The 13,881-nt window shown below is 58.3% G+C and carries 12 protein-coding genes; 10 read left to right on the forward strand and 2 right to left on the reverse strand.

Translation table 11 applies throughout. From position 1 onward, the window contains the following. The first annotated feature begins 1 nt into the window (after position 1). The 8 genes from TBK1r_RS17315 to TBK1r_RS17350 all read left to right on the forward strand — a co-directional run bounded on the left by TBK1r_RS17315 (position 2) and on the right by TBK1r_RS17350 (position 9,001). Positions 2–598 carry an LbetaH domain-containing protein gene (locus TBK1r_RS17315; protein WP_419581454.1) on the forward strand — a complete coding sequence of 199 codons (597 nt, stop codon included), beginning with the start codon at positions 2–4 and terminating at the stop codon, positions 596–598. Beyond that, the gene (locus tag TBK1r_RS17320) at positions 585–1,484 is read left to right on the forward strand and encodes a glycosyltransferase family 2 protein (RefSeq protein WP_419581455.1); all 900 of its coding nucleotides are present in this window, start codon (positions 585–587) and stop codon (positions 1,482–1,484) included. Before TBK1r_RS17315 ends, TBK1r_RS17320 begins: the two co-directional genes overlap by 14 nt. Before the next feature lie 210 nt (positions 1,485–1,694). Further along, positions 1,695–3,113, forward strand: a complete 1,419-nt coding sequence (locus TBK1r_RS17325; protein ID WP_145213149.1) for a glycosyltransferase WbuB — start codon at positions 1,695–1,697, stop codon at positions 3,111–3,113. 3 nt (positions 3,114–3,116) lie between these two features. Further along, a complete protein-coding gene (locus TBK1r_RS17330; protein WP_145213153.1) occupies positions 3,117–3,599 on the forward strand; it encodes a hypothetical protein in 483 nt (160 codons plus the stop codon). A gap of 34 nt (positions 3,600–3,633) precedes the next feature. Further along, positions 3,634–4,560, forward strand: coding sequence for a S1 family peptidase (locus TBK1r_RS17335; protein WP_145213156.1), 927 nt, complete (start codon positions 3,634–3,636; stop codon positions 4,558–4,560). 514 nt (positions 4,561–5,074) lie between these two features. After that, the gene (locus TBK1r_RS17340; protein WP_419581456.1) at positions 5,075–5,764 is read left to right on the forward strand and encodes a PEP-CTERM sorting domain-containing protein; all 690 of its coding nucleotides are present in this window, start codon (positions 5,075–5,077) and stop codon (positions 5,762–5,764) included. Positions 5,765–5,870: 106 nt separating this feature from the next. After that, a complete protein-coding gene (locus tag TBK1r_RS17345; protein WP_145213163.1) occupies positions 5,871–6,098 on the forward strand; it encodes a hypothetical protein in 228 nt (75 codons plus the stop codon). 413 nt (positions 6,099–6,511) lie between these two features. Further along, positions 6,512–9,001: an O-antigen ligase family protein gene (locus tag TBK1r_RS17350; RefSeq protein WP_145213167.1), complete on the forward strand. Its 2,490-nt coding sequence runs from the start codon at positions 6,512–6,514 to the stop codon at positions 8,999–9,001. Positions 9,002–9,344: 343 nt separating this feature from the next. On the opposite strand, the gene TBK1r_RS17355 is transcribed toward TBK1r_RS17350, so the two are convergent. Next, the gene (locus tag TBK1r_RS17355; protein ID WP_419581457.1) at positions 9,345–10,778 is read right to left on the reverse strand and encodes a vitamin K epoxide reductase family protein; all 1,434 of its coding nucleotides are present in this window, start codon (positions 10,776–10,778) and stop codon (positions 9,345–9,347) included. 328 nt (positions 10,779–11,106) lie between these two features. Continuing rightward, complete coding sequence (locus TBK1r_RS38625) at positions 11,107–11,238, reverse strand: hypothetical protein (RefSeq protein ID WP_419581458.1); 132 nt, start codon at positions 11,236–11,238, stop codon at positions 11,107–11,109. A gap of 230 nt (positions 11,239–11,468) precedes the next feature. Here TBK1r_RS38625 and TBK1r_RS17360 point away from each other — a divergent pair, with 230 nt between their 5' ends. Both TBK1r_RS17360 and TBK1r_RS17365 read left to right on the forward strand, forming a co-directional pair. Next, positions 11,469–12,620: a DUF2891 domain-containing protein gene (locus TBK1r_RS17360; protein WP_419581459.1), complete on the forward strand. Its 1,152-nt coding sequence runs from the start codon at positions 11,469–11,471 to the stop codon at positions 12,618–12,620. Further along, complete coding sequence (locus tag TBK1r_RS17365) at positions 12,607–13,848, forward strand: Nramp family divalent metal transporter (protein WP_145222758.1); 1,242 nt, start codon at positions 12,607–12,609, stop codon at positions 13,846–13,848. The genes TBK1r_RS17360 and TBK1r_RS17365 overlap by 14 nt, the downstream gene beginning before the upstream one ends. Positions 13,849–13,881: the final 33 nt, after the last annotated feature.

Below are 13,881 nucleotides of genomic sequence, written 5' to 3' on the forward strand. Positions count from 1 at the left end.
GTTGGAATCTGCATCAGTCCTTGACGCATCCCAGACGAAGCCGTCCGAAGGCGGAGCGAGCTTTTCGCTCGGCAGCCGATTGACTCGGCTGGTGTGGAACTTGTCGTGGTTGGTGCTGGCGTCATGGACGCCCGCTCCGCTTCACCGGTACCGTGTCGCCATTCTGCGACTATTCGGCGCCCAGGTGGACTGGACGGCACACGTCTATGGAAATGCAAAAATTTGGCTGCCGGCGAATTTAACGATGGGCGCCCACAGTTGCTTGGGGCCGAGAGTCAATTGTTATTGTATGGACCGGATCACGTTGGCCGACCGCGCTGTCGTTTCCCAAGATTCAACTCTTTGTGCCGGGTCGCATGATATCTCGGATGCGAACTTCCAGTTGATCACCCGCCCCATTGTGATCGGCGAGCAGGCGTGGGTGGCCGCGGAGGTCTTTGTCGGCCCTGGTGTGACGGTCGGGAAAGGTGCGGTCTTGGGCGCGCGGTCGGTCGTTTTCAAAGACGCGATCGAAAATGGTATTTATGTAGGTAACCCGGCCAAACTGGTGAAAGAACGGCAATGGGATGGACAGGAGGCGCAGCGTGCCCCAGCCTGATTTAACAATCGTCATCCCGACGAAAAATGATGGGGAAAGACTCTCGGAATGCTTGCAGGCGATCGGCAGGGGATTCGCGTCCGAAATTGTCGTCGTTGATTCCTGCAGCCAAGATGCGACAGCGAGCATCGCCGCAGAGCATGGTGCCACGCTTGTGCAATTCCAGTGGGACGGCAAATTCCCCAAAAAACGAAACTGGTTCCTCCGCAATCATACGCCAAAGACTCGATGGGTACTATTTTTGGATTCCGATGAGATTCTCTCGGATGATTTCAAACGGGAACTCGCCAACACGCTTCCGAAGTCCAAGGCATCAGGGTATTGGTTGAATTATTCGATCTACTTTCTGGGGCAGGAACTGAAGCATGGGTATCCGTTGAAGAAACTGGCGCTGTTTCGTGTCGGGGCCGGTGAGTATGAGCGGATTGATGAATCGCGATGGAGTCACCTGGACATGGAGATTCATGAGCACCCGATCATCGATGGTGAGGTGGGGAAGATCGAAAGCAAGATCGATCACCGCGACTTTCGCGATGTTTCCCACTACATCGCAAAACACAACGAGTACTCTTCGTGGGAAGCACGTCGGTTCTTGCAGATGAAGACGCGCGGCGAGACAACGATGCCGCTGACGCTGAAACAGAAAATCAAGTATCGGTTAATCGAGTCGCCGTTTGCGGGCATCGTCTACTTCTTCGGCGCGTACTTCATGATGGGCGGCTTCTTGGATGGGAAGCGTGGACTCGCGTTTGCGATCCTGAAAATGGGCTACTTCACGCAGGTGTACTGCAAGATTCAAGAGCTGCGTGCTGAGACGCTCGAAACTGCAAAGGCGGAGGCGCCACGGCCGTTGCTTACGGATGCTGCGGTGGCGCACAAGCCGTAGGCTTGATCGACGGACAGACACAAAAGCACACCGAATGCCCGACAAGAGGTGGGGCAAAACGATGGGGGCAAGACAATGGCAGGCAGAATGACGAGAGGGCAGCGCGATGCGGGTTGCCCTGATTCAATCGCCGACAAACGCTCGCCGTCCGGCCTTCATTTGTGTCCCTGATCGTCGTGTCGGTCTTCCAACAAGGTTGATCTCGTTTAAATGAAAATATTGCTACACGGACTGAATTACGCTCCCGAGGAGATTGGGATCGGGAAGTATTCGGGGGAGATGGTGCGGGAACTTGCCGGACAGGGGCATGAGGTGGTGGTTGTCACTACGCCTCCCTATTACCCGCAATGGAAGATCTTGGATGGATATCGCGGGAGTCTTTATTCGCGAGAAGTGACCGAATCGGTCGATGGCGGGGGACGTGTCGAAGTGATTCGCTGTCCGTTGTGGGTACCTGGCAAGGTGTCGGGACTGAAACGGATCGTGCATCTTGCTTCGTTTGGGGTGTCGAGCATTCCGGTGGTGCTTTGGAAGGCATTGCGGTTCCGCCCTGATGTCGTCATGACGGTCGAACCGGCCGCGTTTTGTATGCCCACGACTTGGTTGGCCGCCCGGCTTTGTGGCGCTAAGGCTTGGCTGCATGTGCAGGACTTTGAGGTCGATGCGGCGTTTGAACTCGGGATTCTGAAACAGCCGTTGTTGAAGAAAGTCGTTTTGGCGGCCGAAGCGTTCCTGATGCGGCGTTTTGATCGTGTTTCGAGCATTTCGCCCAACATGCTGTTGAAACTCGTTCAGAAAGGTGTTGCCGAAGAACGCGTGGTGTCGTTTCCCAACTGGGTCGATTGCGAGGTGATGAAGCCGATCGACGCGGGCGCCGACTTGCGAGCGAAATTTGGCACCCCGCCTGATCGCTGCGTGGCGTTGTACGCCGGAAATATCGGCGCAAAACAGGGATTGGAAATCGTTATCGAGGCTGCCCGCCGCTCCGCCGATCGTGACGACTTGCACTTCGTCATCTGCGGACGCGGTGCGGCTTATGAATCGTTGCTGGAGTTGGCCGACGGGTTGCCGAACGTTCAATTTCTGCCGCTTCAACCGATGGAACGTTTTAACGAACTGATGAATTGTGCCGACATTCATTTGCTACCGCAACGCGCCGATGCGGCCGATTTGGTGATGCCGTCGAAGCTGACGGGCATGCTGGCGACGGGGCGTCCGATTGTCGCCTGCGCCTCGCCGGGGACGCAGATCGCCGACGTCGTCGAGGGGCACGGGATCGTGGTTCCGCCGGCCGATGACGTGGCGTTCGGGGATGCGGTCGTGCGATTGGCCGCCGACGCGCCGCTGCGGGAATCGATGGGCGCTGCGGCGCGGCTATATGCGGTCAAGCATTTGGGGCGGCGATCGATTCTGGCGCAGTGGATTCGCGATTTGAAAGACGCCTGCGAGATCGACGAGGGACGTGTCTGCGTCGCCAGTGTCGGTCCACCCACCGCTGCGATCCCGAGCGACACCGCCTGCGTGGAAGCAATGCGGTTTGATGCGGCCGAAGCGGCTGGCACTCCGGCGATCAATGCGCACTCCCGAGACGGGTTGATCACGGACATTCATCCTACAACAGGACAATGAACCGTGGACGTGACAGATCAGATCGACGGCGGTGGAGACCGTGTGAACCGAGAACGCATTCAAGCTTGGCGTCTTCATTTGGTCAGCGGTTGGCTGGTGATGACACTGTCGATCGCCGCCTACGCAATCTTGAAACCCGGCACGACGGCGGCGGACTTGGCGGTCTTGCCGAACCCGATCATTGCCTGGTTGGATGCAAATTTCAACTTTCGGACGTTTGTGATGGCGCTCGGCGTGTGTCTGGTACCTGCGTTCCTGCTGGTGTCGGAAACGTCGGATCGGCGGCGACGATTGCTGCTTACCGTGGTGTTGACCGTGCTGGTCGGGTTGGAGTTCATGCAGTTGTGGATCCCGACACGCGGGTTTAGCTGGCCGGACGTGGGGTACACGTTTGCGGGTGTCGGTGCGGCGGAGTGTTTCACGTTGCTGGTCCGCCTGATCAGCTCGCCGTCGGCCCCCGCAGCGGACCAGGGCTGTTCGGTTTAGTGCTTTGTCATCTTGCCGTCGTCAGGGTTGACTGATGAAACGTTTTATTGCTTCCGTCTGCTTGGTTTTGGTGGTGGTGCAATTGGGCTACCTGTCTGTGATTGGCTTAGACGGCGAACTGGACAATAGCAAACTTCCTGATTGGATGACGCCCGAAGCTGTCGCGGTCAGCGATACTACAACGGATGGGAAGGGATCCACGGTTGCCGCGCTCGATCGTAACGCCAGAACGCAAGATCTGAGCGACTCGCTTGCGGGGCCGATGACGAGGAAACGAATCGAAGCACTGGGGCGGGCAACGGCAGTCCGGATTGTTGATGCGAACCAACAAATGATCGGCAGCGGAGTCGTCGTTGCGATGCGCGAGGGATCATTCGATGTTGTCACGGCTTATCATGTGATTGAAAAACCGGGCCGGTATGGAATCGAGTCGTTTCGGTCGTCATCGGCAGTGGGCACGACACTTCGTCATGCGCCCTCCGCCGTGACAATCCTTCGCTCCGATCCGGACATCGATTTAGCTTACCTGCGTGTAACGGCACTGATCCGCCCGGCTGAATGTGTTGCGGTGGCTGCCGCGGAGCCGCGACTATTCGACAGCTCTGAACCATCCGATCGAGCGGAGCCATCCATCCTCAACGAGGCGTGGATCGTCGATTGCACGGGTTCGGGTGCGCCGGTCGTCTCAAGAGTCAGCGATGTAACGCGACGAACCGCACGGCGCAGTGAAGACGATGTTGGCGTGGCCTACTGGCGTCTTGGCCAAGAGTCATCTCCAGGAATGTCCGGCAGCGCGTTACTGGACAAACGTGGCCGTCTGATCGGGGTGGCCAGCGGCAACAGCGACGGCAGTGCTTACTACTGTGGAGTCGAAGCGTTGCGCGAGTTTGTCGAGCGTAATAGTGTTCAAGCTGACCTTCCGCCGGACGGGCGCGACGATGCCCCTGATGCGGTTGATTGACATCAGTGGTGTGTATCGCGACGTCTAATACCGCACGCACCAACCGTCCAAAAAATGCGTGTCCACCCATGTGGACGGACGGCGTGTCGAGCGTTGCTCAAGCGCGTGAAGGAGACGCCGAACCGACCGCGCGACTGTCCACCAAGAGTCCATAAAAAACGCCAGTCTGTAGCGGTTGCTCATTGCCCATTGTTGGAAGCTACCGCGTAGCGACATTCCCTACTGCTCGTGAATTCAATCTTCATCTGCGTTGCCCTTGTTGGATCGAAGTAAGGACCTTTAATGGGTCTGACCAACCAAGCGCCTTGGCGGGTTTGATGACGCGCGCTTCGGAGTTTACCTCGCGAGGCTGAGCGTGCGATGACGGGCTTTCCATATATTCACAAACACTCGACGCGGTCGAGCCAAACTTGCAGTGTTCTTTCCAGAGTAGATCAAAAGGTGCTTTATGAAATATTCATCAAAAAAGTTTCGTTTTCTGACGCTCGCGGCGGTGATCGTCGTGAGTTCGTGGGTGACGGCATCGGACGCGAAAGCGGGTGTTGTTTTTGACCAGATTGTGCCCCCCCCGGTGTTTCATGCTGGGAGCACTTTGGGGCTTTCGCAATTAGACACGAATGTCCTCCCCAGCGCTGACCCTTCCGATCTGCGGCAGGACTTCAACACGTTTTACGACGACTTTTCCTTTTCGAGCGATTTGACTGTTACATCGTTCAGTTGGTTGGGTGGTTACGCGTTTAATAATATCGCTGGGGAAACGATTCATGCGGCGGACAAGTTTCAGATCAGCATTTTCGCCGACGACTCCAACAAGCCAGCATTGGCGCCCTTGTACACGTTTGACGTGGGGACGGCATCCGAGACCCCGCTTCTGCCGGGTTACTATGCCTACTCGGCCGATGTCACGCCTTTCTTAGCGATGGGCGGAGAGACTTACTGGTTTTCAGTGGCTGCCGCACTGCCCTACGAGGATACCGGCGCGGGCGGCGGAAATTTGTGGGGCATCGCCTTTTCAGATTCTCCGACTGGTGATGGTCTCGCCATTGAACGACAAGCGGATTTGGTGGGCGATCCATTCACGACAAATATTCACACCACCGACCTCTCGTTCAGCGTGTCGGCGGTTCCCGAGCCGAGCAGTCTGCTGGCATTTGCGGCGATCGGCCTGGTCACAGGACTGCGTCGTCGTCGGCGGCGAATCTGAACGGCGAAAGGTGGCCGACGGGAATAGGTTTTCTATGTCGTCTATCTTGCCAAAAAATGTCTGTAGCCCTAAAGTTAGATCGATTCATCATCCGAGGACTTCAAGTATGAATAAGCTGAAAATTGGAACGTGCGTTGGACTCTGTGTTTTGCTGATCGGCAGCGCGGCTGCCGTTGCGATGGCACCGGTGCCGGCCACGGAAACGTTGGACCTGGCGGAGGCCGTCTCCCTGAGCGAAAATCCCAGCGACGTCGCCGAAGCGGAATTGCTGCAGGATTGGGAATTCACGGCACGCCGAACGCGATGCGGCATCTTCACGCCCGGCGGATTCTGATTCTTCCGGGAAGAGTCGCATTGATTTCTTAGCATTCTGGTTCGCGGGCGGCGAACCGTCTTGCATTGCGAATTCGAAGTCGAGTTCGCAAGTTTCAAATCAAATATCTCGGATTTGAAATTTGTCCTGGTAGCGGAGTGGCCGGGAGCGCGCTGGTGTCTAGGCTTTAGCCGATCGTTGGCTGTGGAACGTCGGGCCGAAATCGCCCGAATGGACTGTCCCGCTTAGGACGACCAAAAGCATCAGCATGCTCGTGTTCAGCTGGTGCGCGGCCATGCCTATCATCGCTTCTCTTGCTTTGACCTCGACCGCGAGCGGTGTGTGACACGAATTCGCGTAGGGGGATCGGTCTGCGACCTCGGAAGGGGCGGCTAAAGCCTGGACACCAACGATTGGGCGGAAAAGTCAATTCATTGAACGCTTCGGATCGTATCGGCGCGTCGTCCCAAGCCGTCGTTGAGGCGTTGCTGCTGGGGATGGTGCTGTGTTCACCTTGGCCCTTCGGGTCTGCAGGGGCAAGTGCCGAATTCTTCTTGTTCTGTGAGCTCGCTTGCGCGTTGCTTGTGTTCTCCGTCTGGCTGATGTTCGGGGCGAGACCTGGATGGAGGGCCGGATGGTCGGGACGACTGATCTTGGTGGGGATGCTGGGCTTGGCGGCGGTCGCCGGACTGCACTTGATCCCGCTTCCCGATTGGGCCGTCGACCAACTCGCCCCAGGCGTCTCGACCTGGACAGCAGACCATGGTTCGGCGGCCTCTCTTGCTGGTCAACGCAGCATCACGACGGATGCTGCATCACCTTGGTTCTCGGGCTCCAAGCTCGGGCTCAATGCGGGCGGAAGTTTCCAGTTTCTGATTCGATGCCTTGCCGCGGCTTGTCTGTTCGGCATGGTGTGCTGCTTTCATTCGCCCGAACGGAGTTTGCGGCGTTTGAGCATCGCGGCGGTCATGGTTGCCACGGCGCTGGCGATTTTTGGGATCGCCCAGCATTTCGGATCCCATGACGGGCTGGCCTACTGGACGTACGAGATCCCGGGTGGATTGGGGTTTGGCCCCTTCGTCAATCGCAACCATTTTCCATTCTTCATGAATCTGGGGTTGGGCCTGACTCTGGGGTTGTTGATGGAACGGTTGGAGAAGATGGGACGGCATTGGCATCGGTTGTTGCTCGCCGACGGCATCGCGACGTGGCTGTTGGTCGCGTTGGTCTTCATCATCGCCAGCTTGATCGTCTGCGTCTCGCGTGGCGGTGTGTTGTCGGCGGTCGTCGCGATCACCGTGGTGTTGTTGCTGCGGATGAGCGTCGGCGGAGTCAAACGCTGGCTGGTTTTGGGCGTTGCCGTCGCGGCCGCCACCACGCTGCTGCTGGCATGGGTCGGATTCGATTTCTATGAATCCCGTCTCAACATGCTCGGCGAATCCGACCGCTACTCCGGCGATGGACGCTGGATTCTGTGGAAGGCGGCACTGTCCAGCGTTCCCGAGTTTCCCTGGTTCGGATCTGGTGGCGAAACGTATCGCTATTGGGAAACGATTCAGATGACCGGGGATCCGCAGTGGACCAGCGAAACGAACAAGTCTATCCGGGCTGACAATGAGTTCCTGGATGTCTTGAACGAGTACGGAATCGTGGGGCTGCTGTCGCTGGTTTTGATGGCCGGTGTGGTTGTGTACCAAATTGCCATCGGGGCACGTCGCAGTGCATTGTCGGCAGGCGCGTGCATCGGATTGCTGGCCGTGCTTGCGCATAGCTTGGTCGACTTCGGTTTGCGTGTTCCGGCGACGGGGATGTTCGCGGTGATCGTTGCCGCACTCCTTTGCTCCCAACGCGTCGGTTCACGGGAGCGTCGACGGCAATCGCAACCTGCCAAAGACCGACCGATGGCGGCGGTTGCGAACGCCTTTGCGCGTTTGGGATTGACCGTCACCGCGTTGACTGTGATTGGCTTCACCTTTTTTGCCCTCTACACCAAGCGTCGCTACCATCTGGCAGAACGATTTTCAATCGCCGCGGCCGAGCGGATGGATCAATCGATGCCGAAGCAGTCACTTGAGAACATGGTCAGTGCGGCCAAGTTGACGCCTGAGGACATCACCCGACAGTTGCAAGTCGCCAAAGCGAGCCAGTTGGCGATGGACCGGTTGGATTCGCCCGCGTCGAAAAAGGTGTTGGTCGATCTGATCAATGAACACAGCATCATCGCGATGAAACTGTGCCCGCTTGCCTGGGAACCCAGTGTTTGGCTGGCCAACTACGGTCGTCACCAAAAGAACAACCGGGAACGACTGGATGACCTGCGTTGGGCCAGGACGCTTCACCCCGGTGATCCAAACCTCGCTTTCCTGACCGGCCAACTGGCATTGAACGAATCGGGATTGTCCGAAGCCGTCGAACACTGGAACGAATCACTGACCTATTCGACGAAGTACTTGCACGATGTGCTGAGCCTGGTTGAAACGAAGCTGGGCCCCGACGAGATCATTGAACGGCTGTTGCCCGCAGACCCGGTGGTCACGTTAGCAGCGGCGTTGTATTTCGATCGCAAACCGGATTCCGATGTTCGTGACCAATGCGCCAAGCGAACACTTCAGCTACTGGCGACACCTTCGGCTACCAAACGACGTCTCGATGAGGGAACGCTTTATGAGATGCAATCCAGGTGCTACGGAATGCTGGGAAAGCCGGAGGAGTCGATCCACTCGTTGCGTCTGGCCCTAAATCATGACCCGACCAAGGTGGCTTGGCGAATCCAATTGGCGCGACGGTTGATGGAATCACGACAACTGGACGCGGCGATTCGAGAGGTCCGAATCGTGCTGACCTTGGACCCAAATGCCAGGGAAGGGCTGGAGTTACAAAAGCAACTCTCCGTGCTCCGCGCGTCGAGCAATCCGTCACGTTGATTCAGAAACCCCTCCCCCATTCGATCGGCGGCGGCTCTGCCGCCGCCGATCGAATGGGGGAGGGCGAGAATTTGGCTTTCCTTTCCTGGGGTGGTGGTCGCTCCGCTGCGCTCGCCCCCTGACCCCAGGCTATGTTGTGGATGCCATTCGGGCAAATGCTACGGATCGGTTTCCGCCTCGCGCGACGAACGGAGGTGGAGCCCCATCGGCATTGCGTTCCAAGGCGGAGCCTCAGAACGAGTTGCAAACCTCGTCAAACGCCCGGGGGAAATGCATTGCAGCGTTTCCCGAACGGAGTTATGCAACGAGCCTTCTCATTCCCGCTCTCGGCTCTCGCCCGTCTCTAAGAAGACAGGTGCTGGTTGATCAAACGAATCATCGCGTCGGATGATTCGATGGCTCCGACGGTCGTCGCCTTGGGGAACAGGAACTTGGGGATCGTCCCGGCACCGGCTTTTTGATACAGCGTGACGTGCTGCTTGATGAAGTCGGCGGGCAAGGTGCTGCGCAAGTGCTGATCCAGTTTGTCGCCGTCGACGGTTGCCTTTGCCTTCGCCATCGCTTGTGCGTAGCCGGGCTGGGCGTCGAACAGGTAACTGTGAAAACCGTCGAATTGGCTGCGGTCGGTCAGCCAAACGGCGATCGCCAGCTTGGCAAGCTCACAGGATTCGCGATGACTGGCATGGGTCGAGCGGATGGTCGGGTTGCACTTGCCGTCGAGTGGGACCGGCAGCGTGACCACCGCGAGACGATCGCCGTACTGCTTTCTGACCTGTTCAATGGTCTCGTGCGTTCGCCGGCAGTGCGGGCAGGTGTAGTCAAACATCTCCACGAGAACCAGCTGCGCATCAGGCTTGCCCAGCAACGGCCAACTGGCGGGGGCCAGTTTCATTCCGTTGAGAATGCTAACGGTGCGGGGCTGGCTGGCCGGTTCGGTGACCTGGAGCGTCAACAGTGACGCCGGATGGACCAGCATCGCGACGACGGACTCGAACTCACGTCCGAGATCCTTGGCTAGCTGATTTGAATCCGCATCCAAAGATGCGACTGGTGATTCAAACAGCATCTCTTCTTGCGGCTCGATCGGCGATGTCACGGATGTCCCAACCTGAGCCGGAGCCGCGTCGGGGTATTCGATCACCTCGAACGTCTCCGGTTCAGCATTCATGCTCTGCAACGCGATCAACCCGATCAAGGAGAGGCCGGCAAACCCTGCCGACCACTTCAGCCCAGCCGAGGTGATCGGGCGATTCCACAGAAACGTCGCGGCGAGAACGATCCCGCAGCTGTGGGCGACCAGGCAGTAGGGACACAGGTGATTGAGCGAAAACACTTGCAGGGCGACAAACCAGATCGCCGCCAATCCGGCGGTCAGCGACGCAGCGCCCAGGATCGTCCAGCGCATTCGTGCAACGGACTCCGACGCCGGATTCCAAAGCAGTAGCGAGATGACGGTGGCGTACAGCGCCAACGCGGGAACGCTGACCGGCAGGGACAAGACCGTCGACCACCGACTGTGCAGCACGTGTTCGCAATTGAAGAGGCTGCCTCCGTCGCAACCGGCGACGGGGGATGCGGTGAAGGACGACCACGCCAGGTAGCCGCTGGTTCCCAGGGCCACGACACTGGCGATCAGCATCACCCACCACGGCCGCGAGTGCGCGTGGAGCTGAAGGGGTCGGTTGACCGTCTCACTGCCCGCCGCACGGTGACGCAACACGCGTCGCTGCTCGTGGCGAAGAGGAAGATAGGCGGGGTGAAGATTGCCGGCGGACATCGCGTAGCTCCGAAACAAGCGGTCGTTACATGGTGCGGGAGAGAAGGTGTGTAGTAACCTCCGCTAAGCCCTCTGCAGAATTTGTGCCAACGTTAAAAAACTTTGAAAACTCTGGAGAAAAACCACACGCAGGGGACGGATTGGCATCAAAGGAGCCACGTTGGTTCCTCCGCCGCCAAATGATGGCTCCATCTCGAACGGGCGACTCCCCTGGCGCACCGATCTCTGGCGGAAAAAAACCTTGCTCCGCCGGATAGTCCTTTTCCACCGGATGGGCGTCTTACTCGCCCGTTCTTGGCTGACCAGACTGACCGCCAGTTGACGGACATCAATCGGTTGGGGAGGCGGTCGGTTCCGGAATGGCCGACGGTGCGTCGGTGTCGGTGACGCCGGTCACGGAGTCATCGATTCCCGAGTCGGAATCGAAGGCGTCAATGGAGAGGGCCGCTGTGCCTTTCACAGTACCGGCTGGGGGTGGTCAAAAGATTTGTTGGTCAAAAAATGGGAGCCGTGCACGGCGATTGATCCGCGTCAGACATTTTCTGACCAACCCATTTTCTGACCAACCCATTTTCTGACCAACAATCGGGTCCTGACGCACAAGCGGGGACAGATCATCTGTCATGATGCACCGTTGTTCGCCCCGAAATTCTACGCGTTTGATCCCACATGCCGATGATACCGCTCCACGTGTCTGCCCATTCAAAGCCATCCCCGCGACAACTTGTCCGCTGGGGAGGGGTCGTCTGTGTCGCGTTTTCGATGTTCCAAAGCAGCAGCAATGCGATCGCACAGTCGTCCACTCCGGTCGTCATGAACGCCGAGATGGCTGAGTCGTGGGCGAAGCTGGTACTGAAAGGAGTCGATACGGAGTTCCCCAACAAACTGTCCTTGGTTTATCTGAACAAGGATCAGATCAAAGCACCGCGTGAGCATTTCCCGGCCTTCTACGGTTGCTACGACTGGCACAGTAGCGTGCATGGGCATTGGGTTCTGGTTCGGTTGTTAAAAGACTACCCCGGCATGGCGTCGGCACCCAAGGTTCGCGAGGTGCTGTCGCGGCACCTGTCGGAAGAGAACCTGAAGCAGGAGGCTGCGTTCTTTGCCCGGGACGAGCAGAAGACGTTCGAGCGGATGTATGGTTGGTCGTGGTTGTTTCGCTTGGTGATCGAACTCGACGGCTGGGACGATGCGGATGCGAAACGATGGCGAGACAATCTGCGCCCGCTGGAAGAAGTCTTGGTGCGACGCGTGAGAGACTATCTGCCAAAGCTGACGTTTCCGATTCGAATCGGCCAGCATACCGACACGGGATTCGCGTTGGGACAGATCTTGGATTATGCCCGTGCGATGGAACAACCTGAATTGCAGGATTTGGTGATCGATCGAGCGAAAGCGTACTTTGCGACCGACCTCGATTACCCCGTGCACTATGAACCTTCAGGGCATGATTTTTTCTCGTCGTGTTGGAACGAAGCCGATTTGATGCGCCGGGTGTTGCCGGGACCCGAGTTCGAGAACTGGTTGACCCAGTTTGTGCCCAAGCTGGCGACGCAATTGACCGACGGCACGATCGCGCCGGTGGTGGTCAGCGATGTGACGGATCCCAAGATCGTTCACCTGGCGGGACTGAATCTCAATCGCGCCTGGTGCCTGCGGTCGGTTGCGTCGGCACTTCGGCAAGACCATCCACTGAAGCGCGTTTTGAATGAGAACGCGGAGTCGCATCTTGCGGCGGGATTGGCGTACATCAACAGTGGTCACTACGAGGGCGATCACTGGTTGGCAACGTTTGGCTTGTATGCGATCGCTAGGGTCGGGGTCGTCGATGGCGGGCAGTGATGGGACGGCGGTCAAGCCGCGAGTCCGGTTTCGGCTCGGCCCAGGCTTGCTGGTCACTGCGGCGTTCATCGGACCGGGCACCGTCATCACGGCCAGTCGGGCGGGAGCCCAATTCGGATGCGACTTGCTGTGGACGATTGTGTTCGCAAGCTTCGGAACCATCGTGCTGCAATCACTCGCCGCCCGATTGGGAATCCTGAGCGGAGCAGGTTTGGGGGAATCGATTCGGCAATCACTCTCACAGTCGCGATGGCTGCGACCGGCGATCGTTTTGGTGATCGCAGCGATCGGTGTGGGAAACGCGGCGTATCAGACGGGAAATCTGACGGGGGCTGCTGCCGGCATCACTTCGGTGACTCATGGAGACGCCGTCGTTTGGTTGGCCATTCTGATCGTATTGACGTCGGGAGTGATTTGGCTGGGGCGATACAAGGTTCTGCACCGCGTCTTGGTCGCCTGGGTGATCCTTTTGAGTGGATCGTTCCTGATCGCCGGAGTGATTTCGATGCCGCCTGCGACGCAGATCTTGAGAGGCGTTTTCCTGCCGCGGCTCAACGCGGAGAACTTGACGATCGTGATCGCGCTGATTGGAACCACGATCGTTCCCTACAACCTGTTTCTGCATGCCAGCGGCGCCGCGGCGACTTGGAGAGGTGCTGATCCCGATCAGGCGATGACGCAATCGGATTGGGACACCGGCTTATCGGTCGCACTGGGCGGGTTGGTGACGGCTTCGATTTTGGTGACCGCAAGCACGGCGTTTCACCAGACCGGAACGCCCTGGACATCGATCGATCAAATCGCCCAGCAGCTCGAGCCCGCCCTGGGCCGAGGTGGCGGCATCGCGTTCGCACTGGGTTTGTTTGCGGCCGGGCTGACCAGCGCGGTCACGGCGCCGATCGCAACCGCGTATGCGATCTGCGGTTCGCTGCAGTGGGACGCGGATCCATCGAGTCGACGCTTTCGGGTGATCGCACTCGGCGTGGTGTTTGTCGGCGGGCTGGTTGCGATCTGGTTTGGCAAGAGTCCCGCACTGACGATTCAATTTGCGCAAGTTGCCAACGGGCTGTTGTTACCGATTGTCGCCTGTTTCCTGTTGTGGGTTGTGGCCAGACAAGGACGAACGACGGGAGAAACCGCTGGGCGGGGGCGGCAAGGTCTGGCGTTGTTCGTGGTGATCGGCGTCGCGTTGTTGGGCCTTTGGCGAATCGTCGGCGTGTTTCGGTAAACGCGACCGTGGTTTGGTTTGCGGCGACACACC

Origin of the sequence: Stieleria magnilauensis (assembly GCA_007753675.1) — a bacterium.
GTDB classification, from domain to species: Bacteria; Planctomycetota; Planctomycetia; order Pirellulales; family Pirellulaceae; genus Stieleria; species Stieleria magnilauensis.